Source organism: Paenibacillus gorillae, assembly GCF_000513275.1.
Classification (GTDB): Bacteria; Bacillota; Bacilli; order Paenibacillales; family Paenibacillaceae; genus Pristimantibacillus; species Pristimantibacillus gorillae.
The window spans coordinates 18,077-41,290 of the sequence record NZ_CBVJ010000116.1 but is presented as its reverse complement, the minus strand read 5'-3'; the positions used below and the strand labels follow the sequence as shown (position 1 = coordinate 41,290).

The 23,214-nt window shown below is 50.6% G+C and carries 20 protein-coding genes and 2 pseudogenes; 12 read left to right on the top strand and 10 right to left on the bottom strand.

Annotated features, from left to right (window positions below; genetic code table 11):
* Positions 1 to 10: 10 nt before the first annotated feature.
* Positions 11 to 505: a hypothetical protein gene (locus tag TY10_RS22205; RefSeq protein WP_042168406.1), complete on the top strand. Its 495-nt coding sequence runs from the start codon at positions 11 to 13 to the stop codon at positions 503 to 505.
* Positions 495 to 689, top strand: a complete 195-nt coding sequence (locus tag TY10_RS22200; RefSeq protein ID WP_042168404.1) for a hypothetical protein — start codon at positions 495 to 497, stop codon at positions 687 to 689. Before TY10_RS22205 ends, TY10_RS22200 begins: the two co-directional genes overlap by 11 nt.
* A 7-nt stretch (positions 690 to 696) precedes the next feature.
* Here TY10_RS22200 and TY10_RS22195 read toward each other — a convergent pair.
* Positions 697 to 1,957: pseudogene (locus TY10_RS22195) on the bottom strand (Rossmann-fold NAD(P)-binding domain-containing protein).
* Between the two features lie 167 nt (positions 1,958 to 2,124).
* Here TY10_RS22195 and TY10_RS22190 point away from each other — a divergent pair.
* Both TY10_RS22190 and uxuA read left to right on the top strand, forming a co-directional pair.
* Positions 2,125 to 2,853 carry a GntR family transcriptional regulator gene (locus tag TY10_RS22190; protein WP_042168402.1) on the top strand — a complete coding sequence of 243 codons (729 nt, stop codon included), beginning with the start codon at positions 2,125 to 2,127 and terminating at the stop codon, positions 2,851 to 2,853.
* Between the two features lie 27 nt (positions 2,854 to 2,880).
* Positions 2,881 to 3,948 carry a mannonate dehydratase gene (gene uxuA / locus TY10_RS22185; protein WP_042168399.1) on the top strand — a complete coding sequence of 356 codons (1,068 nt, stop codon included), beginning with the start codon at positions 2,881 to 2,883 and terminating at the stop codon, positions 3,946 to 3,948.
* 77 nt (positions 3,949 to 4,025) lie between these two features.
* Here uxuA and TY10_RS22180 read toward each other — a convergent pair whose 3' ends face one another.
* Entirely contained in the window at positions 4,026 to 4,616 is a 591-nt protein-coding gene (locus TY10_RS22180) for an ankyrin repeat domain-containing protein (protein WP_042168397.1), read from the bottom strand.
* A gap of 239 nt (positions 4,617 to 4,855) precedes the next feature.
* Here TY10_RS22180 and TY10_RS22175 point away from each other — a divergent pair, with 239 nt between their 5' ends.
* The gene (locus TY10_RS22175; protein WP_042168395.1) at positions 4,856 to 7,999 is read left to right on the top strand and encodes a choice-of-anchor A family protein; all 3,144 of its coding nucleotides are present in this window, start codon (positions 4,856 to 4,858) and stop codon (positions 7,997 to 7,999) included.
* Positions 8,000 to 8,028: 29 nt separating this feature from the next.
* Here the strand turns inward: TY10_RS22175 and TY10_RS22170 are convergent, their stop codons facing one another.
* The gene (locus TY10_RS22170) at positions 8,029 to 8,601 is read right to left on the bottom strand and encodes a MerR family transcriptional regulator (protein WP_042168392.1); all 573 of its coding nucleotides are present in this window, start codon (positions 8,599 to 8,601) and stop codon (positions 8,029 to 8,031) included.
* A gap of 246 nt (positions 8,602 to 8,847) precedes the next feature.
* Between TY10_RS22170 and TY10_RS22165 the strand changes: the two genes are divergently transcribed.
* Positions 8,848 to 9,687, top strand: coding sequence for a protein-glutamine gamma-glutamyltransferase (locus TY10_RS22165; protein WP_042168388.1), 840 nt, complete (start codon positions 8,848 to 8,850; stop codon positions 9,685 to 9,687).
* A gap of 504 nt (positions 9,688 to 10,191) precedes the next feature.
* On the opposite strand, the gene TY10_RS22155 is transcribed toward TY10_RS22165, so the two are convergent.
* Together TY10_RS22155 and TY10_RS22150 are read right to left on the bottom strand one after the other, a co-directional pair.
* Positions 10,192 to 10,869 carry a DUF2306 domain-containing protein gene (locus TY10_RS22155; protein ID WP_052350707.1) on the bottom strand — a complete coding sequence of 226 codons (678 nt, stop codon included), beginning with the start codon at positions 10,867 to 10,869 and terminating at the stop codon, positions 10,192 to 10,194.
* A gap of 214 nt (positions 10,870 to 11,083) precedes the next feature.
* Positions 11,084 to 13,810: a TPM domain-containing protein gene (locus TY10_RS22150; protein ID WP_042168384.1), complete on the bottom strand. Its 2,727-nt coding sequence runs from the start codon at positions 13,808 to 13,810 to the stop codon at positions 11,084 to 11,086.
* Positions 13,811 to 14,040: 230 nt separating this feature from the next.
* On the opposite strand from TY10_RS22150, the gene TY10_RS22145 reads away from it, so the two are divergent.
* Positions 14,041 to 15,249 (top strand): RDD family protein, encoded by a 1,209-nt coding sequence (locus TY10_RS22145; protein ID WP_052350706.1) that lies wholly within the window; start codon positions 14,041 to 14,043, stop codon positions 15,247 to 15,249.
* A 59-nt stretch (positions 15,250 to 15,308) separates the two neighbouring features.
* Here the strand turns inward: TY10_RS22145 and TY10_RS22140 are convergent, their stop codons facing one another.
* Positions 15,309 to 16,136: a hypothetical protein gene (locus tag TY10_RS22140; protein WP_042168382.1), complete on the bottom strand. Its 828-nt coding sequence runs from the start codon at positions 16,134 to 16,136 to the stop codon at positions 15,309 to 15,311.
* Between the two features lie 282 nt (positions 16,137 to 16,418).
* On the opposite strand from TY10_RS22140, the gene TY10_RS31105 reads away from it, so the two are divergent.
* Complete coding sequence (locus TY10_RS31105; RefSeq protein ID WP_202903218.1) at positions 16,419 to 16,580, top strand: hypothetical protein; 162 nt, start codon at positions 16,419 to 16,421, stop codon at positions 16,578 to 16,580.
* A gap of 110 nt (positions 16,581 to 16,690) precedes the next feature.
* On the opposite strand, the gene TY10_RS22135 is transcribed toward TY10_RS31105, so the two are convergent.
* Positions 16,691 to 17,557 (bottom strand): helix-turn-helix domain-containing protein, encoded by an 867-nt coding sequence (locus TY10_RS22135; RefSeq protein WP_042168380.1) that lies wholly within the window; start codon positions 17,555 to 17,557, stop codon positions 16,691 to 16,693.
* 93 nt (positions 17,558 to 17,650) lie between these two features.
* On the opposite strand from TY10_RS22135, the pseudogene TY10_RS22130 reads away from it, so the two are divergent.
* From TY10_RS22130 to TY10_RS32155, 4 genes and pseudogenes are all read left to right on the top strand, one after another.
* Positions 17,651 to 18,728, top strand: a pseudogene (locus tag TY10_RS22130) (Gfo/Idh/MocA family protein).
* Between the two features lie 2 nt (positions 18,729 to 18,730).
* Complete coding sequence (locus TY10_RS22125) at positions 18,731 to 19,615, top strand: sugar phosphate isomerase/epimerase family protein (protein WP_042168379.1); 885 nt, start codon at positions 18,731 to 18,733, stop codon at positions 19,613 to 19,615.
* 20 nt (positions 19,616 to 19,635) lie between these two features.
* Entirely contained in the window at positions 19,636 to 20,466 is an 831-nt protein-coding gene (locus TY10_RS22120) for a sugar phosphate isomerase/epimerase family protein (RefSeq protein WP_042168376.1), read from the top strand.
* 187 nt (positions 20,467 to 20,653) lie between these two features.
* Positions 20,654 to 20,776 carry a hypothetical protein gene (locus TY10_RS32155; protein ID WP_272945319.1) on the top strand — a complete coding sequence of 41 codons (123 nt, stop codon included), beginning with the start codon at positions 20,654 to 20,656 and terminating at the stop codon, positions 20,774 to 20,776.
* Positions 20,777 to 21,338: 562 nt separating this feature from the next.
* Here TY10_RS32155 and TY10_RS22115 read toward each other — a convergent pair.
* From TY10_RS22115 to TY10_RS22105, 3 genes are read right to left on the bottom strand one after another with little or no spacing between them, the layout of a single operon-like run.
* Positions 21,339 to 22,178 carry a 1,4-dihydroxy-6-naphtoate synthase gene (locus TY10_RS22115; RefSeq protein ID WP_042168435.1) on the bottom strand — a complete coding sequence of 280 codons (840 nt, stop codon included), beginning with the start codon at positions 22,176 to 22,178 and terminating at the stop codon, positions 21,339 to 21,341.
* Positions 22,179 to 22,195: 17 nt separating this feature from the next.
* Positions 22,196 to 22,891 carry a futalosine hydrolase gene (locus TY10_RS22110; RefSeq protein WP_042168373.1) on the bottom strand — a complete coding sequence of 232 codons (696 nt, stop codon included), beginning with the start codon at positions 22,889 to 22,891 and terminating at the stop codon, positions 22,196 to 22,198.
* Between the two features lie 24 nt (positions 22,892 to 22,915).
* Complete coding sequence (locus TY10_RS22105) at positions 22,916 to 23,131, bottom strand: hypothetical protein (protein WP_042168370.1); 216 nt, start codon at positions 23,129 to 23,131, stop codon at positions 22,916 to 22,918.
* Positions 23,132 to 23,214 lie beyond the last annotated feature (83 nt).

The window sequence follows — 23,214 nt, the reverse complement described above, 5'->3', positions numbered from 1 at the left end:
AGGTGTTATCATGGGAACTCGTTTGTGGATGGAGCATGTCATCAAGCAGCGTTTTCCGCATGTTCGGTATATAAGGATTCATAGCACAGGCAGTCATAAAGCTGTTATTTATGCGTGGGATGAGCATTTAGGTTTATCGGAAAAAGATACAGCCGACCTGCTACGGTTCGCTTCGGATCATTTGCCGCAGGACGTTTGCTTTACGGTGAAGCCGTATTCCTCTGCAGTAGAGGATGGCGTCGCTCCAATTGAAGTGCCGGATCGGCTCAGGAAGGCAGCTATGAACGGCAGCTTGGATCAGGCTGGTGTGTTTGCCGAACTGAACGGCTTGTTTTCAGGGGTGGTGGTCTCCTATAAACGTTATGATCTTCGTACAGGCACCGTTCATTTGGACGCTTACAGCTGCGCTTCTATTGAGGAGCAAGCCAGAAGAGTCATTCAGTCGTATGTAAATGAATTGATGCCGGTAGGCTCCACCGCGAGAGTCGTATTCTATGGGACATAATGTGCGGTTGTTCGTGAGCATCTGTCATACGAGACGTTGCCGCCCTCACCGTCAACGGCCGGCTGACCGGTTGGCGAAACCGAAAGTCCTGCTCGATGATAGTGCTCTGTCCGATTCCGGCCTCCTGATCGGCAGCATACAACTGCCGCAGGAATTGGAAGAACCGGAAAGCGGGCGTGAATAGAGCTTGGTTAAGGTTGAAACGGCCGCATGCGCTGCAGCAGAAGCCCGTCTGTGCGGTCGTTACTGCCGTTAATGAATGGTTTCATATAGCGGGAGACATACTCGCCGTAACGAGTGAACTGCAAAATATCGTCCACATAATGAGCACCATTCGGAACCTGGTCGAGAAGCAGGGAGCATACAGCGCCGTAGACGCCGCAGGCTACTTGAAAATAAGTGGCGTTCGTGCCGTATTTCGCAAACACGGCAGCGTTGTCCATCACGTTGTACATGAATCGCTCCCTATCCGGGTAGACAAGCAGTACGCCGACAAGGTCTTGTCCGACAAGCTCGGCTTCATTGGGATCGAAGACGACATGATTCCAGTCCCAGAGCTCGCCCGAGCAGTGCAGATTATCACGGATCACACTTGTCGTATGGTCGTTCACCCGGTAAATAAACCCGAACTCCATATCGTACAGCCGTCCCATCGTTAGCACTTCTTCATGCGGCATTAAACAGCCGTGAAACTCGATGTCGCCTAAGGTCACTTTGAATTCGAGCTCGTACACATCGTTATAAAGGACAAGCGGGGTGCGTTGCTGAACGAACATGGGATAATTGTAGATCGCCTCGTCCAAGAAGCATTCAGTTGACCAGGACGAATAGATCGTGCGGGGAGAAACGAGTGAAGTGTCTTTGAAAAACGTGGAATCTGTCTCGACGATATAGCAAGCGAGAGGCAGCTCGCCTGGACTTTTCCTTCAACAGTTCATGCGCCATCCACTGTACGACGCCGGGATTCATGCCAGAGCATATGATCGCTTTCGTATTCGTAAAGCTGAGTCGTTTTTCTTCAAAAATATGATACCGCTCCAACAGCGTAAAGCCCTCTAGCTGCTCTTTGGCATCAACGGATGCGATTTCGAGCGCGGTATTGACGTAAGCGATGCCCAGTTCATTGCAAAGATTCAGCATATCGACAGAATCCGCCCAGGATACATCGATAACCAGGGACGTTTCAGTCACTGAGAGATGCTGCCTAACGGCATCCGAGTCTGTCAGATCGAGCTGGACCAGCTTCAGCTTGTCCGTCAGCATCGGGCAGAAGGCCTTGAAGTAGCTGATATCCTTCTGCTTCCAATCGACGAGATACAGCTTACCTTGCTTCAAGAACCGGTACAACGGATCGTCTACTGCTTGTACGGCTTGGTTGAGAAGGGCAAGGACGGATTTGGCTACGCCGCCGCTGCTGCCGAATAGAGAGAGGGAGATTGGTTGTTGTTTCATAGCGGATCACCTCCTTTCTCTATTAATTTATGCGGGAAAATAGAATAGGGCTTGTATGAATTACGGCTGTAATACGTCCAATCCTCACCGATTTTTTATTATCTTGACTTGTATACAAGAATACAAGTAAATTAGAGATAGAGAAAATTCGAAGGAGGCGTAAGGTGATGTCGACGATCAAACTATCCATGCCATCCATGCCGTCCTTGCCGCCGCAGGAGCAGCGTAAGTCGCTTGGCGATCAGATATTCGAATCGATTCGCGATCAGATCGTTACGATGAAGCTGGTGCCGGGCAGCATGATCTATGAGAATGAGCTTGCCGAAGCGCTTGGCGTCAGCCGAACGCCGGTGCGGGAGGCTATCCGCCTGCTCGTCAGTGAGCAGCTGCTGGATGTACTGCCGCAACGGGGGACGCGTATAGCGCTCATATCGGAACGTAAAGTAAGCGAGGCGCGATTTATTCGCGAGCAATTGGAGCTCGGCGCCTTTCGATTGGCTGCCGTTCAATGGCGGGATTATGAAGCGATTAAGTCTGCGGATGCCGCGTTGTCGAAGCTGCTGGAAGAGCAGAGAGCGGCTGGGGAAGCAGGCGATGCCGCTTTGTTTCTCCAACTCGATGAGGCGTTTCATCGCATCGTGCTGGAGGCGGCGGGCAATGCTACGCTGCTTCAGGTCGTATACCAGATGCGCGCACACTTGAACCGTGCCCGTTACTTGGCAATTGAGCAGCTAGGGCATATGGACAAAGTGGTGGAAGAACATGCGCAGCTGCTGGATGCGCTTCGCCAGGGGAATTCCGAATTGGCTGCGTCACGGCTGCAGCCGCATATCGGCAAGATCGACAATGAGCTGCCGGAGCTGAGAGACAGGTATCCGCATTATTTTATAACCTAGCTACTAACGCAGAGGAGGATATAGAAGATGAAAATGGTGTTTCGTTGGTACGGGGAAGGCAACGATTCGGTGACGTTAAAGCAGATTAAACAAATTCCTGGCGTCGAGGGGCTTGTATGGTCGCTGCATGACGTTCCTGCCGGGGAAGAATGGCCGATGGACAAGATTCTGGACTATAAGCGTCTGGCTGATAAGCATGGCTTTCATTTGAAGGTCGTTGAAAGCGTTAACGTGCATGAAGATATTAAGCTGGGATTGCCATCGCGTGATTTGTATATTGAGAACTATAAGCGGACGATCGAGAAGCTGGCTAAGGTAGGCGTGAAAGTCATTTGCTACAATTTCATGCCGATCTTCGACTGGATTCGAACGGATTTGTTCAAGGAAATGGAAGATGGCTCGACGGCGTTGTTTTTCGATAAAGCCAAGATCGAAAGTATGGCCGCTGAGGATCTCGTACGCAATATCAATGAGAACTCCGCCTTCACAATGCCGGGCTGGGAGCCTGAGCGTTTGCAGCGTATTGCGCCATTGTTCGAGGCGTATAAGAATGTGAGCGAGGAAGATCTGTTCAACCATTTGCAATACTTTCTGGAGCAAATCATTCCGGTAGCCGAAGCCCATGATATCAAGATGGCTATTCATCCGGACGATCCTCCCTACTCCGTATTCGGACTTCCCCGCATTGTTACCAGCCGGGATAATATTCATCGTCTGCTTGGTCTGGTGGACAGTCCTTACAACGGTGTCACGCTGTGCAGCGGTTCACTGGGTGCTAATCCGGGCAATGACGTGGCTGCGATGGTTCGCGAGTTTGCTGGCCGAATTCCATTTGCCCACATCCGCAACGTGAAGGTATACGAGAATGGCGATTTTATTGAAACCTCACATCGTTCTGGCGATGGGACGGTCGATATTGCCGATGTGGTCCGGGCTTATCATGAGAACGGCTATACCGGCTTCGCACGCCCGGATCATGGCCGGCATATTTGGGACGAGCAGTGCCGTCCGGGCTACGGGCTGTATGACCGGGCGCTTGGCATTATGTATTTGTGGGGCGTATGGGATGCGCTTGAACGTGTGAAAAAAAGATAAGATTAGTTATCCGGCCCTGTGAGCCGCCAGCCGTTGCCTGATCTGTTTTCCGCATAAAAGCGGCTGGCGCGCCGGCTTTACTTGCCCCCAGCTGCTTCGAGTGCGGCAATCATCGCTTGATAGCCGCGTTTCTTCGCGTGCTGGAGCGGTGTCGTGCCGTCGTGGTCGGCGATATTTACGTCTGCGCCATTGTCGATGAGCAGCTGTACAATTTCGGTGTGCCGTTGGCCGCCGTCACCTAGAATGACCGCCTCAAGCAATGCCGTCCAGCCTAAATTATTGACATGATTAATGGAGACCCCGGAGTCTGCAAGCAGCATCCGGACGATATCTACATGTCCGCGATCCGCCGCCGGAATGAGAGCCGTACCGCCGAACCGGTTCGTCATCGCAGGATCTGCCCCGGCTTCGATCAGAATCTGCAATATTTCCGAAAGACCTTCGGCGCCTGCATATAGAAAAGGGTTGTCCTTGCGATTATCCTGCAGATTGATATCCGCTCCGGCTTCGATTAACGCCCGGACTGTCTCCGGTTTGTTGCCGTGCACAGCCGCCATAATCGGCGTCCGTCCCCTGGAATCCCGTCCGTTGAGGTCGGCACCCCGTTCCAATTCACGAAGCACCTCGTCCGTCCGTCCCGCTTCGGCCGCTCTAATCAGATTTGTCATCTGAGCATCCTCCATTTCTTCTTATTCGTGCCTGTAATAACGCCATAATAGCATGAAGTGCTCATAGGCAAAAATACGGATTTCATTGCTTATCCATATGCTGCGCATATAGCTTGTCTGATAATGCTGGCCTGCTAGACTATCTATTTTACTGGTAATGTCCGTTTTCGGGGATATTTGACCGTTCTCGCCACTATATATGAGAAGAGGATCATCGGGAGCGGGAGGCTGATACATGTATGAATTTTGGCGCAGCCAATGCATTTAATGTTTTTTTGTTCGGAGATCATATGCAGGTGAATGCCGCCTCCCAAGGGAGAGTAGCGGCTGGTGGAAGGGTTAGCTATCGGGACTATTCCGTAGGAACAGCCTTGCCTGTCTCGACAACGGATGCGCAATTAATAATAGATGGCGATATCAGCATTATTAGGGGAACCAATAACGGCAATACGATTGCCGCTCCAGCCTCGGAAGTGATGCAATATACGATGAACAACCGGAATGGAGTGACCGGTCAGCCTCTTGTTGACGAAAGAATTGATTTTGCAGAAGTGCAATCTTTTCTGGAATGCTCTTCTGCCGCATGGGCGGCGCTGCCGGTCAATGGTACAGCAGTGAATCAATTTGGTGGCCTGGTTCTAACAGGACAGGATCCGGCGCTGAATGTGTTTACGTTCGATGCCGGCAATATCGATGGAAGCGGACTATCGCTTGCAGGAGCGAACAACGTCACGATTAACATTCCAAGCGGCTCATTCGCATTGATCAACTTACTCGGTAATGATATCGGTTTTGGCAGCTACAGCATTACGCTGCCAGGCGATAGCGATTCTATTGCGCCTGGCAGCCGTATTCTTTGGAATGCACCGGAGGCTGCTGTTTTTTTACACCGCAGCTTAATTATCACGGGGTCGGTGCTGGCACCGTTAGCAGCTATAACGGCTATGGGCTCAGGCCAGTTGAACGGCCAGTTGATTGCATTGTCCTACGATGGCAATACGAATAGTCTGATGGAAGCTTCTTATCCTTTCATGGGCAGTTTGCCGGATCATTGCGACCTGCCTTCGCTATCGGTGACAAAAACCGCGCAAGGCGTAGCGCAGTTTGCAGGGGTACCGGGTACTCCTTTCGTATATCAGGTCGTTCTGCGCAATACCGGGATTGTTCCAATAACCAATATTACGATTAATGATAGTCTGCTTGGCGTTCAGCAAATTGTGGCGACATTAGCCCCAGCACAAATATACGTTAGTAAATTCAATGCGGTCATTAGAGAGGGGAGAGCGGGGGAGCAATATGACAACACCGTCACTGTAAAAAGCGATCAAACGGCGGAGCAATCGGCCTCATCACGGATTGTTATTGAGGCGTTGCCCATAGACGTATCCTTCATTGAAACGGTGAATAAGAAGACAGCTCTTCCCGGAGAGGAAGTCGTATTCCGTTATTTGTTAGTCAATAATGGGAATGCACCGTTAACGGATGCGACAGTTACCGACAATTCGCTGCGCGTATCCAAAGTGCTAGGCACAGTTTTCTCTGGAGAACTATTGTCACAGACGTATATTATCCCGCAGAATGCGAAGCCGGGTATGATCATTACCAGTACAGGAAGGCTGATGGCTGCCAACCTTCTGTTTCCGGGGTATCTCCAAGCTTCTGCGACAGTACTTGTGACTGAGAATCCTGCAGTCAGCTTGAGTAAAAGGAGCAATATGGATGAGGCATTGCCTGGGGATGTCATTACGTATGCGATTCGGATTTCTAACGACTCTATTAGTACGACGGCTAACAATCTGCAAATTATCGACGGAATGCTGGGTTTGAATAAATCGATCGATACGCTGCCTCCAGACTCTGTCGTCACCTACACGCAATTATTTAAAGTTTCTGCTGGGGCGCCGGCAGGGAGCACGATCGACAACACGGCAACGTTGCGATCGGCATATGGCGTCGAGCAAGCATCTAATACGGTAAGGATAGGGAGTAGTCCTGGACTGCTCATTGCCAAAGATGTTGACAGGGAATTTGCGAGTCCCGGCGAAATAATCAAATACACCATAACACTAATTAATACAGGTAATACGGTTTTGACGGATATTACGCTGACAGACTCGCTCGTTGGACTCAACCAAACCGTTCCGCCAATTCAAATTGGTGAAACAGCAGTTGTCACAGCAAGCTATTTTATTCCAAAGGAGACGCCGCCAGACACGATTATCAGCAATACCGTCGTCGCGCAGAGCGCTACACTCGGTACGATCATGGATGATGCATCAGTGATCATTACGACAGTGTCATTGCCACAGCCGCAGCCAGGACCAGAACCAGGGCCGGAGCCAGAACCAGAACCACAGCCAGAGCCAGGACGTGTTCCGGCACAAGCTATGCTAAGTTTGACCGGATTTGCTAATCGTTCATTGGCTGCTCCTAACGAATTGGTTGTTTTTACCGCTATTTTAACGAATATATCGGGTGTCACCGTAAGAAATATTCAATTGAAATCTCCTCTTTTTCAATACAATGGACTGCTGCAGCAGCTGCTGCCGGGTCAGAGTTATCGCTTGGAGGGGATATTTGCCGTACTTCCGGATACAGCGCCGGGTACGATCATTAAAGGTTCGCTATCGGTAAACAGTGCACAGACGGAAGCGATGAGCTTATCCGCCGATGTGGTGGTGCTGGCGTCGCCGAATGCAAGCTTGGAGTTATCAGTGGCACCTGCCGAAGTCATTCAAGGAGAAGCCGTAAATTATGTCGTCTTGATACGCAATACGGGGAATATTGATTTGACCAACGTCTTCATCCGGGACTCGTTGCTGCTTCGATCCGTTCGGCTGAATCGTTTTGTAGAGGGATCTGATTTGCGAGGAAATGTAAGGGTTGTTGTGCAGGCAGCGCCGGGCAGCGTTGTGACCGACCGTGTTAAGCTGACCTCGGATCAGCTCAGCCTGGACAGCAGTGTTGCAGCTTATACGGTATTTGGTCTGGCCGTACAATTAAGCGCTAATCGTTCGGCAGCGATGGCAGGAGATACAATCGTGTTTTCCGTGACGGTCAAGAATCCTTCCTTAACGGAAGCGACAGGCATAACTTTACTTGAACTGCTGCCTCCGTTGACCTCCGCATTGCCGGGAAGCTTGACAAGGAACGGCGTACCGCTCCCCGCTAATGAATTTTCCGCAGGCGTACCGCTTGGAGAGCTGGCTCCAGGAAACTCAATCGTAATTACGTACGGAGTCATACTGAAGGCAGAACCAGGCAACGGTCTGCTGCCAGCTCAGGTGTCTGCGACATTTTTCTTTCCGTCGACCTCCAGACAATTGCGGGGTGTCTCCGATTCGAACCAGCTGATTCTAACGATTGAGGAAGAGGAGGAGTAGGTGACGGCTCCGTTTCTTCCAGATACCAATCATAGGAATGGGAAAATCGTCCGAAGCATGCGTTTTTTCTTAGCACGACTGCCGGTTGCTGCAATGGGAAGATCCGGAAGATACTCGGAAGGAGGTCTGGAGACAGCTGCATTTTGAAGTGCGGCATACAGTGTCTCGACGCTTGCCGAGAGCTGGGCGAGGGTCTGGCGTATTTCTTCCATCTCTTGCCGGTGGTGCAGCAGCTGGAAAGTGACAACCTCATCTGCTTTATGGGAAAGGGATGCTTCCAGCTGTCCAAGCCGGATGAGCAGCGGTTCGGGTTCTTCTGTAACTGGCGGAGCCGACGAAGCAGCTGCAAAATAGGCTGGTTGCAATTGGGGAGACAGCAGGAGGGGCTCTCCGCTGATCGGCAGCTTGATATCCAGCAGGCCAGTGCCTTCCTCCAGTTCGGATTTAATGCGTTTCAACTTATCCAGAGCTGCATCATCAAAAATATAATGGCCAAACATATCTTTCGGAAAAGCGGACGGGAACAGGGAGACCCAACGTCTGACGGTCGTTTCGCTGACAGCAAGCTGCTGAGCAGCTTCTTTCGTTTTCAGCAACGTCATGAATGATCACCTCACGGTTCGGAATATATCAGGTATTCGCTCTGACTGCGGAAGTCCCTTCCGGTCTGACAAAGGTAGTGTTCAATCGCTAAAAGAAGTGGTTATTTGCTAATAGCGGCGGAGTCATGAATGAGCAGACGTTCGTAAGAAGGGGTGAGTTTTATCGGGGAATTATGCGCCCACACCGATAGGCGGTTGTGTACGTACAATAACCTAATGAACCTTAGAGCATGAGGAGGGGAAGCTTTGATTGTCATTTCAGGCGTCAACACGGAGCAGGCGATCCAACAAATGCCTTTATCGGCGCTGGAGAAGGAGATTGTTCGCGACAAGCAGATGAGCCCGGTCGTCTATCGTTTTGATTCGCCGGAGGCGTTGCGATTCGAGCTGGCTATGCGGCAAAGCATCGTTAATGCGGCCAAAGCGCTTCACGACAGTGATGCTTCGTTTGCGATTTTTGAGAAGTCACGCAGCAACAGCCAATATTGGACGCGGACTAGCAGCGGCGGCTTCCAATTGAATAACGGAGTTCGGCCGTCGGATGCCATTCGCGATATTTTCACCAATGGAAAGCAATACGCATTCGAATGCGCCACTGCCATCGTAATTACCTGGTATAAAGCCATTCTTGACGTCATTGGCGACGACGCGTTCAACTTGTATTTCACCAACCTTTATTTGCGCGATTGGAATCACGACAGCGATCTATGGCTCATCTCGACACATGACAGCAAAGAATCATTCCCCGGCGATGTCCTTTATTTCAAAAATCCGGATCATAATGTGAATACGCCGGAATGGCAAGGGGAGAACGTCGTTAAGCTGAACGGCAATCTATTCTTCGGACATGGCGTCGGTATCGAGACAGGGGAAGATATGATCACAGCGCTGAACAAGGCCCGGGAACCAGGGAGCACTACACCGGCATATTTGTCGGATCTCGTCGTGTTTCCGAACTTTGAATATTTGCGCAGGCTTTCTGTACGTTTGCATGCCGAGCTGAACAGGAGAGCCAGAGAGAAAAAAGCTTCCCGGCAAGAGGTGCCAATCATTGCAGTTATCGGTTCGCAGAAAGGTGCGCGGTAGCCGTAATGGGTGTGAGGGTGAGCTAGTCAGCTCTACAGACTGACTGGGGAGCAGTATGAGGGTGCATGCAGAGCCCGATTTTGCTAACGCTTTGTGAAACGGGCATGGGGGTGAAGCCTGTACTCAAGCCGAAATTGAAAAGTATTCGTCAGAACGAAGCAGTTTCGCTAAATAGAGAAGGTAACTTCGCTGCCCAGACTGCAGCGCGGGAGGCAGCTTGTAATAGAGAAGCAAATTTCGCAACTCGTGAACCAAAGTTCATGAAAAGCGAAACTTGCTTCGCTTTTCGTATTTTAGCCGGATTGAACGCCCGTATAGCGAAATCTGCTTCGCAAAATAGCGAACCAGCTTCGTTAAGCACCGTGTGCTCGTTAACATGGTTCGCGCCTCCTGGCGCGTGGTGCCGTCGCGGCACGTGGTACTCGGTCATACATCGGTCGCCGGCGCGCAGACCTTAGCGGCAGAACATAAAAATCGGCGAGCTGGATGCTCGCCGATTTTTTGTTAGAAAATAACGCCCTTTGTTTGATTATTATAAGGCCTTTTATTCGTTCTCCCGCCCTTGCCCAGAATGTACCGGGCGAGCAGCAGATTAGGCACCCATGCGAGCCAGGCAATTACTACAAAGCTCTCGTTCGTATCGCTAATTCCGAAAATGATTGCTGCCAACGTTGTATAGAGGCGAAGGGAAATTGCAGCGCAGGAAAGCGCATAGTTATAAGTCATCCAGCGGCCATGCTTGGCGGCATCGCGATTGACGATGATGCTCTCCAGGCTCCGGTACAACGTGTAGAGCCAGAGGATGGACAGGACACTGAAGCCGATGCGGGCGCTCCAGCCTCCATTTGAATAAAAGGCGAGATAAAGGCCCGTAAGACCGCCGATTGCTATCGCCGCCGAGTATAAATAGCCAATGGCCCGATGAAGCGAAGGCATCCTATGGCGAAGCCGCTTCACGAATTGAAGCCAGCCTATCGCCAAGGCGATTCCGGCGGACACGGCATGCGCCCACAGGATTCCGTACCAAATGGCGGGCATTGCCCCCTTTTCCGTAACAAATAACTGCTCTCGCAGACCTTCCGGCGAACTATAAAACATAAGTGCGTAAGCACCGATCGCCAGGGAGAAAAAAACGAGTGCCCCAAACGCCCATAATCGAAATATTTTGCCGCTCAATTTCATGGAGGCATCTCCTTTGAATATTTGGAATAAGTTTACTTTATTATTTCCATTGTATCATTGGAGCAGCAGCACTTGAAATAGACTTGCGGCGGATGAAAATACCCGTCTTAAGTTGGGGCCATGTTCGCACAACAAACTTGCTAGAAAGCCAAAAATAGCGGTACTGGGGATCAGATCCCCAGTACCGCCATTCTCTAATTCCCTAAAATATTGATTACCAGTTGGAGCCGCCGGAAGAATTCCCGCCGCCGTTGTTCTTATTGCTTCCTCCGCTGAATGAAGATCCGCCTGACGAGGAGCCTTTGCTGCTGCCGCCGCCGAATGAAGATCCGCCGGAAGAGTTGCTATTGCTGCTGCCCCAGCTAGAGCCGCCGCTGCTATTTTTTGTTTCTGGCTTCTTGTCTGGTTGCCGTGAGCTGCTGCTGTTGCTACTGCTGCTAAACCAGGAAGAGCCGGATTTTGGTTTCGGAGGTTTAGGACGAGGTCGTTCTTCCCGTTCCTCATTTGTTGTTTGGTGGTATACAACGGTTCGAGTCGCTTGGATTCGCTGCTGCTGCTGCATTTGCGCATTCGCATGCAGCTGGCTTTGGATACGATTGGCGCTGCCAAGGGAGAGGACGAACTCCTCCAATTGTTTGAGCCACTCTAGCGCTTCTTCATACATGCCGGTCTGAATGCAGCGTTCTGCGGCGGTTTTCAATTCATTATAAGATTGCTTAATCTTCCGTTTGTACAGCATTCCTTTGGCCAACACCAATTGCTGCTTAAAGGAGGTGTCCAGCATGGTAAGCTTTTGAACGGCTGTATATTTGTTTTGTTCGATCCGCTGAATCATCGTACAGATTGATGCAACCGCTTCGTGGAAGCTGTCACCGTATTGTTCGAGCAGCATCAAGTTGCATGGGCTGCTGGTTGCTGCATTCTGGAATGTCTCCGATTGCGTGCGAATGACGCTCTCTGCCTCCTGCAAGAACTCTGGCGTCAGAAAAATACGGTTTGCCCTACAATGCTCGATGGCTTGGTTGTAGAGGGAAAGATCGGCATCGAATTGGTTGCGCAGCCCATAATTGGCCTTATCCCATTGCTCGATCGTCTCCAGCATAGAGGCTGCAGCAGCTTCGAATGTCTCGAAATCTTCGGATAAGTCATCGAAAATATTTTTGGCAGACTCGAAGTTTTGCTCCCGATCTCCGGTTTGGGCTTTCGCAATATCCAGATCTTTGGTTGCCGCAGTAAGATCAGTTAACCATTGGTCGTATTCATCCTTCATATCTGCCCACAGTGATTTTACATAGCGGTGAGATAATTGCAGCAGCTCGTCGTTTAATTTATCGCGTGTAACGATGAGTTGTTTAAGCTTGTGATCCAAAGCGTCGGCCTTGTCCATATTGCTTCTTCTCAGCTCACTCAGCTTAGTAACGCTGGTCACGGCTTCACGAAGGAGCTTCTGACACTGTTCCCACAAGGAGCGTGCGGATGAGACTTGGCCTTGCTTCAATTCAGTCAGCATCTGCTCTGATAGCGTATTGCTGCGATCGATCAGAGAGAGCGTCTCCTCTTCGAATGCATGCAAATTATGAAATTGAATGATTTCCTTGACACTTTCCCGGCAGTTACGTTCGAGCTCAGGGAATCCGATCAATTGGCCGTGCAGCTCTACCAGTTCATCGTATTCTGATTGCAGGGCATTGCAGGTACGCTCGGCTTTCAAGGCCCATTCCGTCCCTGAGAGAACATCGAAAGCGGATTGCTCTGTTGCTTTGGCAAGTACGTTCTTGGCATCCTCTAGCGACTGGCGAAGCGGCAGCAGCTGGCTGCCCAGCTTTTGAGCCATATCATTTATGCCGATTTCGATCCGATTCAAGTTGCCGGCGATCCGGCTGGCGAACGGTCCGAGCTTCTTCTCGGCATCGGCTAGCTCATTGGCCTTGCGTGTAACGACTGCCATTTTCTTTTCGTTTTCTACCATGTATTCCGTATAGAGCAGAAGGTTGTAAAAGAGCATCTTCGTATTCAAAACCATAATGGAGTTGGCGTCCATTTCTTTGCCGATGTTTTCTGTTTCCAGCAGAAGCGTTGTTAGCTGCTTTTCTTGGTCCTTGACCACAGCTCCAGTTCGGCCCTGGCTCATCTCCGCAAGCGGCGTAAGCGCATCTAGCGCCTGCGCCAGCTCAACGGACTGCATCGCAATCTGCTCACGAACTTCCGCAAGTTTCTTCTTCAGCTTCAAGCCGCTGAACAAACGCTTCAGTACTATAATTGCTGCTATTATGAATGCTATGAAAAGGAAGAATATCAACACGCCTATGAAAAATGGTGCTACGTTAACAGGCTCACCAGACGATTCTGTTTTCTCCGGTTTCTCGGTCTTTTCCGGTTTTTTTGTACCATCGGTTTTTACCGGGCTTTGCGCTCCGGCAGCAGCAGGTTTCTCGGTAGGTTTAGCCGCCGCCGCCGGCATCAGCTTATTCATAGAGGTCATTAATTGACGTACAGCACCTACAAAGTCGCCTTCCTTGGCGGAGGGAATGAAATGCTTATCGACGAATTCTACCAGCTTCTTTTCGTTTTTATTTCCGTCGCCGTCATAGTCGGCGGGCAGCTTATCGAGCTTTTTCTGAAGCTCGCTATTGTTGAAGTTAACCTCTACGCGCCGCTCTTTGTCAGCGATTACGATTAACACGTCGTTTTTTGTCAATTTCCAGCTTTTATAGACGGAGGTGGCGTACTTTGCAGAATCCTCGCCGCCTAGCGTCGGAATGGTAAGAATATAGTAGTGTAAGCTGCCGCTAACGGCTTCTGCCCGCAGCACCTTTTTATCCTTCTCCTGAAAATATTGGGCACGGTCCTGTACATGGCCTAGATTTTTAGGCAGTTCAGCCGCAAAGATCGTGCTTGTCCCAAGCAGCATACAAAGAACGAGGAACACGGCTATTCGCATTAGTCTCAATGAAAGTCCTCCTTAACGCACGGAAATCATTCTATTCCAGCATTTTCTATTCGTCTCTCTAGTATAGCGGAATTGCGACATTAGCACTATATACTCAAAAAACACCCTTCGACAGCGGCTGTCGAAGGGTGCGCTTGGGAGAGGAAGTGTCTCTACTAATTGACGCTTTAAGGAAGGGGTGTTTTAATATTGAGATAATATGTAAAAAGAGGGTGCGATTTTTGAGTCATGATGATGTTAATAATGGAATGCAGCCATGGAACGGGGCACAATCAAGTAACGGTGCGCCGCTAAGCCCGCCGCCACATTATTTCAACCAAGCGCCGGAGCCTCCGATGCAGGCATTGTCTGCCACGTATTCCAGCTCTATTTTTTTTCGCCGATGGGGCGCTACCATAATCGATTCTATTCTATTGCTCTTGATTTTGCTTTCATTCTACGGAATGCTGGGCTCTTACATCAGAAGTGATAATTTAGGCGCAATTCTGCTGATCGTTGTTGCTTATCCCCTCTTGGTGTTTGCCTATTATATTTTACTAGAGGGACTCACCGGTTATACGCTTGGTAAAATGCTGGTTAGAATTCGGGTTGTGAATGGAGAAGGGGGTACTCCCGGCTTTGTTAAAGGCCTAATTCGATCTTCTGTACGAATCATTGACACCAACCCGTTTCTGGCGGGAGGTTTGCCGGCGGGTATTACGGTGCTTGCTACACGAAATAAGCAGCGGCTTGGCGATATGGCGGCCAAAACCTATGTCGTCAAAGTTCGGGATTTAGAACCGGACAAACGAGGAAATAACGTGGTGCTGGCACCGGTATTTACGGTCATTGCTCTGATTGGCCTCATTGGCGGGATATTAGGCATTGTCAGTCTGGTCAAGGCAAGCAACGACAGCGACAGAAACTTGCTAAGTGATTTTCAATCGGAGTTCAGCGAAGGTATTGAATCAGAGGAGCAATCTACAGGGGATATCGAGTGGACCAGCCAGGACGCTACATTTAAAGTGACGACTCCTTCTTATTGGGAAGAGAGTGCGGCGTCTGAAGAGGGTAATGAGGTTAATCTATCATTGGTTGACTTCGAGAACAATTCGCTTATGGTCATCTCCCAGAATATAGAGCCGGGCGAAGCGGATTCGGATCTGCTAAGTGATTATGCACAAACCTTTATGGAAAACTTGATGATGTACGACGATACGACAATCGTTGAGGAGCCAGAGGCAGTCACAGTAAACGGATATGACGCGCAGAAATTCATTATCCAGACTCAAATTGAGACCTACGAGTACGTATATTTGGTGGTTGTTATTCAGACAGAGACAGCTGTTCATCAGTTCATCGCATTATCCGATGTTGATAAATTTGATGCTGTTCAGTTTGAACTTGAGAACATAATAGGAAGCTTCACAGAAACGGCCTACTCTCTGTAGTGCGTCAACTGTTCAAGCAGGCAGCGGCTCAATAACCGCTGCCTGCTTTTTTTATAGAGTTATTTCGGGATTTGTCCATTGGCTTTGGCGATTACCGCATTAATCTGCTGCTCATAGCTGTAAATATTCTGTTTTTGCTCGATGATTTGCTGCTGCCAGGACAGCATGCGTGTGAACGAAGTGGAGGAGGCTGCCGCATCTCCTTTGCGAACAGCTTGATTCAGTAAAGTCCCCTCCGTCGAAAATGACTTTTTCAAGCTGCTGATCGTTCCTTTCGCTGCCTTAATTTTAATTTTCAGCGTATCGGCGCTGGATAAGGTGGCGTTAATTTGTTTCTTGGTCGCTACCGTTTCTGCTTTCGCTTTTTTCAACGCTGATTCCTTCTGTTTAATATCCTCCTTTGCTATAGTGACTGCGGTTTTGGCCGTATCCACTTGAGGCTGCAGAATAGACACCATCATCTTGTTTTTGGCGGATTTCGCCATTGCGAGCTGTTTCTTCAACGTTTCGTGCATATTGAAGAGCGGCTCGTATTTTTTGCGGGCTTGAACAATCGCTTCAGAAAGTTTGGCGTGCTTGGCGACATCGATTTCTTTCACTTTGGCGCGGGCAGCCAGCATATTCTCCTCATTTCGATAATGGAGATCGTTAATTTTTTTATCCCATTCGATGTCGGATTTTTGCGATGTCTGCAAGTCGCTGTACTGTTTGGCCAGCTTTGTTGCTGTTGCGGCAGGAGCTGCCGCAATCATTTTGTCGTAGGCAGTTTTGGCGGTAACGGTGAACTCGAATGGGGCGGCGTTGGCGGCAGGCATGGGCAGCGAGACGGCGGCGGCAAAAGACAGCGCCAGCATGATGATGACAAGCTTCGTTTTTCTCAACAACATGGTCTTAACCTCCTTGGTTTACGGCTGAACATGCAAAAAATGCACCTGCAAAAGGAAGGCGCATTGCGCCTCTCTCTTACGGGTGCTTCCCAGTGTTAGCCGATTAAATTGGTTGAATCGCTATCAATATACAAGATTATCCAAATAATAGTCAAGCTTTTTCTCAATGGAATGGCAGGGGAGCTTAGTGTTTATGCCGGCACACAACGGATGCATAACGGAAGAAGCAGCGTGCAATGATAGCCAAGGAAGTTGAATTTTTCATGAAGGAGGTGTGTTCTAATGTCAGGCAGAAACAACAAGCCCGATAACGATGGGCCGGCAAGCAGCCCGGACCGGTTAGACCAATTCGGAGATAAGCTGGCGCAAAGCAATGAAGAGGAGTTCCAGTCGGCTGCCGAAGAGGCATGCGAAACGGAAGCTTCTCCTCAGTCTAAGTCCTAAACGGTTAGAGCAGTAAGCTAGGCCCTTCAACCCGCCATCGAGCCATCCCCCGTGGGAGACTGACGATGAGGCTTGAAGGGCTTTTTTTTTGCGGATACAGTCTGTTCTCGTTAGCGCTGCGACTGCCGCTGCTCGCGGAACAGCTTGGGCGCTTCACCGGACAGCTTCTTGAACAGCCGCGAGAAATAGAACACATCGCTATAGCCGAGTGAAGCGGCAATTTCCTTCACAGGCTGATCGGTATTAAGCAGCCGGTTTTTCGCTTCGGCGATTTTGAGCCTATGCACATATTCATGCAGCGCGAAGCCTGTATATTCACTGACGGTGCGTCGAAGTGTCGAGAGCGACCAATGATGGCGCTCGGCAAAAGCTTTGGCATCGAAGGGCTCATGCAGCGACTGCGATAAGTCTTCTAGAAGCTGGGCGAGACGCGCGTTTTTGACATTGGCTGGTGAAGGCTGCTGGCGTTGTATCCATTCGAAAACGGTCGCCTCGAGCAGTAACGCCGCCCGGTCGGCATTAGCCGGCTGCCCGCTCTCCATCAAGGCGAAAATCCGGTCAATCCGGTTTTGCTGCGATGCGTCTACTCCCGGGTAGACAACCGATCGGACGGGGATAGTCCAGTCCCGAATCCATTCTTCAATGCGGCTCCCCTTAACTGTAAAATAAAACTCGTCCCAGTACCCGCCCTCATCAGGGCCATAGTTATAGACGACACCGGGCTGGAAGAAAAATAGACTTCCGGCTTTGACCCGCTGGGGAGAACCTCCGCTCATTTGAAAGCTCCCGGAGCCTCCTGCTATATATACGATGGCCCAATGATGGAATACCGCTTCATGGCGAAACATGGTTCTTCCCGGTAAATGGCCGACATTGCGGATGACGAGTGAACGAACAGAAAGCTTAGCCGGATCGAGGGTCAGATCGATTACCCGTATCGGTTCCGTGCTGATCATATAATCCATGAACTTAACCATGTTGTTCATTCCTTTCCTTTATATAATCATGTTAAGTTTGAATGGCTAAGGATGCAATGATTAGTTATATGAAGCATGGAGGCGAAGAAAACGATGACTACATTAAAGGTTGGCGTTATAGGCGCAGGTTCCATTTCCAGTACACATTTACAGGCATATTCCATTCATCCCGAAGTAGAATTGGCAGCGATTGCCGATCTTAACGAAGGGCGCGCGCAAGAGAAGGCGGAACGCTTCGGCATTCCTCACATTTATACCGATTACAAACAATTGCTTGCCGATCCGGCGATAGATGCCGTAAGCATCTGCACATGGAATAACACGCATGCGGAAATTGCCGTAGCGGCTCTGGAAGCAGGCAAGCATGTACTATGCGAAAAGCCGTTGTCGCAGACAGTTGAACAGGCTCAGCAGGTAGAGGCTGCCGTCAAACGGACGGGTAAGCTGCTGCTTGTAGGATTCGTTCGCCGTTACAGCGATCAGGTGAAGCTATTGAATAAATATAGAGAAGCCGGCGCATTTGGCGATATTTATTACGCGAAGGCGTCGATTATACGTAGGCTCGGCAATCCGGGCGGCTGGTTCTCAGACAAGGAGCGTTCCGGCGGCGGCCCGCTCATCGACCTTGGCGTACATATGATTGATGTATGCTGGTATTTGATGGGCAAGCCGAAGGTGAAGTCGGTCAGCGGCAATACGTATCGTCAACTCGGCAACCGTTCTCATGTGGAGGGTCTTTCCTTCTATCAAGCGGCCGATTATGATGCGGATAAAAAACGATGTTGAGGATTTGGCCAATGCTCTTATCCGATTCGAGAACGGGGCAAGCTTGTATGTCGACGTCAGCTTTACGCTTCATGCTTCCAAAGATGAATCATCGGCGAAAATTTTCGGCACAAAAGGCGGCGCGGAGCTGGAGCCGGAGCTTGTCATCGTGAGCGAACAGTTCAATACGATTGTGAATATAGAGCCGCAAATCGATCATCTCACTTTCCAATTTCAGTCGGCTTTCAATAACGAGATTGCTCATTTTGTCGCTTGCTGCAAAGGCGAAGCGGTGCCGGTCAGTCCGGTTGAAGACGGTCTGGAAGTGATGCGGATTTTGAATGCGGTGTATCAATCGGCAGCAGAAGGCCGCGAGATCGTACTGAGCGCTGGGGAGGAAGGATAACGATGACTGAGGTGAAAATAAGCAATCCGGTTGGCGTAATCGTAGAAAGCTTTGGTGCAGGTCTGCGAGGCGGTCTGCAGAAAGCGAAAGAGGTTGGCGCAGATGGCGTTCAGATCTATGCGGTAAGCGGCGAGATGGACCCGGATAATCTTACGGCGGAAGCACGCAAGGAATTGAAGGACTACATTGGATCGCTTGGCTTAACGATATCGGCCCTCTGCGGTGATCTTGGCGGTCATGGCTTTCAAGACCGGAAGGCCAACGTGGAGAAGGTTGAAAAGTCCAAACGTATTCTTGATCTGGCGCTCGATCTCGGTACAACGATTGTAACGACGCATATCGGTATCATTCCGGAGGACAGCAGCTCGGAGATTTATGCGGCGATGCAGGAAGCTTGCGAGGAGTTGAGCAATTATGCGAGCGATAAAGGCGCCTATTTTGCGATAGAGACGGGACCAGAGCCAGCGGCAAGATTGAAGCAATTCCTCGATTCCCTGTCTACGAACGGGGTGTCAGTGAACTTCGATCCGGCGAATATGGTTATGGTTACAGGAGATGATCCGGTACAGGGCGTCTACTTGCTGAAGGACTATATCGTTCATACGCATGCCAAGGATGGCATTAAGCTTGCCGATGTCGATCCGCGAGCGGTCTACGGCTACTTGGGTTATGGCGAGATGGATCACGACACGATATCGGAAATGGTAACGCGAGGCGAATTTTTCCGGGAGGTTCCGCTCGGCGAGGGCGGCGTAGATTTTCCGGCTTATCTGACGGCACTGAAAGAGATCGGTTATACAGGCTACTTGACGATCGAACGTGAAGTGGGAGAGCAGCCGGAGACGGATATTCGCAAAGCGGTACAGTTTCTTCATTCTTTTAAATAGGGGCATGCGGGAGGATCACCATGGGAGCAAAAATCGCGCTAAGCGCATGGAGCTGCCATTCCTACTATAACGAGGGATGGACAAATGCGCAGTTTATCGAATTTGCGGCAACGACGGATGCACAGGGTGTGGAGCTGCTCAGCTTCTACTGGAATCCGGAACGGGACCCGGAGGAAGTGAAGGATGCTTTGGCCCGTACTGGCCTTAAGCTGGCTTGTTTTGGCGCTTCTAACAATTTTGCCGACGCTGATCCAGAGAAACGGCAGGCTCAATTGGCTGACATCAAGTTAAGCATTGATAACGCCGTATTGCTGGGAGCGGGTGTCGTGCGCGTATTTGCAGGCGACTTGCGGGACGGGCTTGTTTTCGACGAGGTACGGTCCTGGATTATTGATGGTCTAAAGGAAGCTTCGGCGTATGCGGAAGAGCAAGGTATCGTGCTATGCCTAGAAAATCACGGCTTGCTCGCTGGCAAAGCTGAGCAGGTTGCTGCAATTATACAGGATGTAAATTCGCCTAATTTGCGCTCTACTTTTGATGCTGGCAATTTTCTGCTCGTTGATGAGGACCCCAGCAATGCGGTTCAAGAGTTGAAATCACTGGTTAGGCATGTGCATGTGAAGGATTTTGTACAAGTGGAACAGGACTATAATGGTTCGTTCTACCGCTCTTTGAGTGGACAGCCTTATGCCGGACGCGTTACGGGCGAAGGTGTTGTTGATTTGCCCTTTATTATCGGACAGTTGAAGGAAATCGGCTATGATGGCTGGTATACCGTGGAGTACGAAGGTGATGAGGAGCAACAAGCGGCCTCAAAGCGCGCGTTGGCGACATTAGAGCAACTGCTGTAGATTGTATGCCAAGCTAGTTAATGAAGCATACTACAATTAAGTCATTGGCTGAGCGTGTTTTTGTGAGCTATGTGCCGCTGGGAACCATTAGGGTTATGCCAGAAAAGTTGCAAAATGTTAATAATTAAAGCGAGTACGCACCTCTAATGTCCGGTATGATAATGAAAAAGGCAAAGGAGGGTCATGCATGGGCAGTGTACCAGCTGGTGTATGGATTTTTGCTATTATTATTGTTGCTGTGCTCACTTGGATGACGTTGTGGGTAACGAAAAAAGCCTATTCGAAGAAATGGGACGACTCCGACGTATAAGCCGGAGCACTGTATCACTAATAGATCAACAAGCCGTCATCTTGAATCGATTGATTCGGGATGACGGCTTTTTCGCGTGGTTGCATTCCTCTGGGGACTGGGCGATTACGGATGATGGATGAGGCGGCGGGCCTCAGATGAAATGGCGTGATGATTAGTTAGTTAAGTAACATTGTTGTTCAGCGAAGCTGATTCGCTAATTAACGAAGCTAAATTCGCTAATGGGTGGCTGGAGCGGCGGGGTTTGAGCTATAGCGAACTGAATTTCGCAGTTGGTGAATCTAGGTTCACGAGTAGCGAAGCTAGCTTCGCTGTAGTTGAAAGGCATGCTTGCAACAGGTAGCGCAGCGAACTTGTCTTCGCTAAATAGCGAAGCTGGTTCGTTCCAGAGTATGGGGTGCGCACAAAGTTTGATTTTAATAGTAGGAAGGGACAGGGATGGTTAAGTTAGTTAAGTAACATTGTTGTTTCGGATGCGCACATGAGGGGCGTTGGTGCAAACGCAACTGTAGGCCATGGGCATGGAAAAGGCTGTGCCACTAAGATGGCACAGCCCTTCAAGCTAAGGAAGCAGCAATTTAGCCGGATCGATGGCGGGAACGAGCCCTTCCTCGGCTGCGCGTGTCAGCAGGGAGGTGACGGCGGCATAGCCGCTGCCGCCTAGACTTCCAGTGAAGTCATTCACGTATAGGTCGATATGCGCTTGCGCGACCTGCGGGTCCATCTCCTGCGCATGCTGCATGACATACGCTTGCGACAGCTGCGGATGCTTCCAGGCATGCTCGACCGAAGCTTGCGTCCAGCGGCTAATAGCCGCTAGGTCAAGCGAGCGGCGCGCGATAATCGCGCCGAGCGGAATCGGGAGTCCGGTATCCGACTCCCACCAGCTGCCGAGATCGGCGAGCATCGTTAAGCCATAGTTCGGGTAAGTGAAGCGGGCCTCGTGGATGACGAGTCCGGCATCGATGCGGCCGTCACGAACAGCGGGCATGATTTCGTGGAACGGCATGACGACGATCTCGCCAACCCCGCCGGGAACAAGCTGGGCTGCCCATAGTCTGAACAGCAAGTAAGCGGTGGAGCGGTCGCTTGGCACAGCGACGCGGCGTCCCTTCAATGAAGCCGGATCGGAGGAACCGCCGTTCGTCAGAACCAGTGGACCGCAGCCCCGGCCAAGCGCGCCGCCGCAAGGGATCAGTGCATAGTCGTCGAGCACCCAGGGCAAGGCGGCATATGAAATTTTCAGCACATCGAGCTTATTGCTTCCGTCGGATGCAAGCCGATTCGTAATATCGATATCTGCGTACGTAACCTCCAGCTTTGGCGCATCAGGCAGAAGGCCGTGCACCCAGGCATGGAAGACGAAAGTGTCGTTGGGACAAGGGGAAAAAGCGATTTTCAAGCTGTCGCTTGCAGTCGTCATGATTCGATTACCTCCATTAATACGGCGCTTGCTGCTTCCAGCGATTGCAGCGCCTCTTTGATACGCCATGCGTCCCGGTCACGTGGACCAATAGCATTGGAGATCGCGCGGATTTCCAGTACCGGAAGCCCATGGCTTTGTGCAGCGGCGGCGATACCGAAACCTTCCATCGCTTCCGCCGCTGCATTTGGAACACGCGCAGCCAGCTCCTCCGCTGTTGCTGCCGTTCCGGTCACGGTGGAAAGCGTGAGGACGGGAGCTTGTACAGCGGTAAGTCCGGCTAAGCGCAGCGCTTCGATCAGGCGAGCCCCAAGCTTAGCGTCAGCGGCAATATGTGCACTGCCGAAGCCAAGCTCGTCGACGCGCCGGAACCCCTCCGGCGTCTCGGCGCCGAGGTCGGCGGCAATGAGCTCGTCCGCCACGACGACTGAGCCAATGGCAGCACGGCCAACGAATCCGCCGGCGATGCCCGCGCAAATGACGAGGCGGTACGCGCCTTCACCAGCCAGCGCGAGTGTTGTTGCAGCACTGACAGCTGCTGCAACAGGTCCAACGCCGGCTTCTCGTACCTCGAAGCGGGTGTCGCCTTGCAATCCGCGCAGAACAGCATCGCGTTCAGCCGCAACGGCTGTCATAATCAATATTTTAGGCTGAGTGGTATTCATATTTACATGTGAGGCGTTCAGAGACATGATTGTCTATAGCTCCTTGCACTCCTATTTTTTACGTACTTCAAAAAACTCGCAAGTCCGTCGGTCGTGGTATGCAATCTCGCTTACACTGGACTGTACGACGGCGGTCTCTTCATCGAACCGGATAATGATGCCGCTGCTGGTCACGATATAATCATCTTGGAACACGCGAACGCGAATTTCGCGCTGCACGGCCTCCTCGAAATCCCGGTCGGTAGTCAATCTTCGGTTTAATGCCACGAGAGGCCTCCTTCATTAATAAAGAATGCAATTCTATCTATTTATTGTGTCGTATTATGACACATTTTTCAATGCTGCTGACA